Annotated in this window: 1 protein-coding gene and 1 pseudogene; one reads left to right on the top strand and one right to left on the bottom strand. The window is 70.3% G+C overall.

Annotated features, from left to right (window positions below):
• Positions 1–247: pseudogene (locus ACLEQD_RS44445) on the bottom strand (carboxypeptidase M32); the annotation flags it as partial.
• Positions 248–290: 43 nt separating this feature from the next.
• On the opposite strand from ACLEQD_RS44445, the gene ACLEQD_RS44450 reads away from it, so the two are divergent.
• Positions 291–833 (top strand): hypothetical protein, encoded by a 543-nt coding sequence (locus ACLEQD_RS44450; protein ID WP_410391938.1) that lies wholly within the window; start codon positions 291–293, stop codon positions 831–833.
• Positions 834–881 lie beyond the last annotated feature (48 nt).

Consider the following 881-nt stretch of genomic DNA (forward strand, 5'->3'; position numbering starts at 1 on the left):
CCATGGCGCGCTCGTCGGGCGTGAGGGCCTGGAAGTCCGGGCCGCCCTCGCCAGCGCGGGCCAGCGCCTCGCCCAGGCGGGGGTCCACCAGCCGCTCGTGGTGGAGGGCCTGGACGGTGGCCAGCTGCTGGGCGCGGGCGGAGGCCGCCTTGGAGGGCAGGTAGACCTCCCGGTCCCAGGAAGCCAGGTTGATGACGCTGTTCAGGTCGTTCAGCTCGTGCATCCGCGAGCGCAGCCAGGTGTCCATGGCTGTGTTTCTAGCGTGCTTCCAGGGTATGAGGTCGCCCGCGATGGCCAACATCCTCCAATTCTTCATGGCACCCGACGACGAGGTCGCCTTCTTCCGCTTCCTGGAGCGCCACGTCCTGGAGGTCTACCCCCGGCGCGTGCCGCCGGACTGGGTGCCCTTCCGGGCCACCCCGGACAACATCCCGCGCCTGCCGGAGGAGGACCTCTACCTGGTGGCCAGCGAGATTGGCCCCGCCATGGTGGACAAGGTGAAGCGCGGCCCGGACAAGGGCTTCTGGCGCATCGACGAGGTGCGCTCGCCCGTCATCTTCATTGAACGCTCGCGCCGCAACGAGGAGGGCGAGCTGCTCAGCGGGAAGATGTGGGTGGAGCTGGAGGTGACGTCCCAGACGGGCCGCCGCGACGCGGCCCCGGACAGGTTCCGCCGCCTGTACATGGAGGTGGAGGAGTTCGTGAAGAAGACCTTCCGCCGGGGCGACCCCAAGGACTTCTTCGTCGGCAACCGCGCCGCGCGCCTCTTCAAGGAGGGCCTGGTGCTGCGCGACTCCGCCTTCCGCGGCGGCACGGTGGTGCCGCACAAGTAGCGCGGCGTCAGGCCGCGGACTCGCGCGGCACGGGCATGGGCGTCGCGT

Origin of the sequence: Corallococcus sp. 4LFB (assembly GCF_046520365.1) — a bacterium.
Lineage (GTDB): Bacteria > Myxococcota > Myxococcia > Myxococcales > Myxococcaceae > Corallococcus > Corallococcus caeni.

Bases quoted from the DNA above. Each gene is read 5' to 3' on its own strand.
- ACLEQD_RS44450 (WP_410391938.1), top strand. From the start codon at position 291: ATGGCCAACATCCTCCAATTCTTCATGGCACCCGACGACGAGGTCGCC.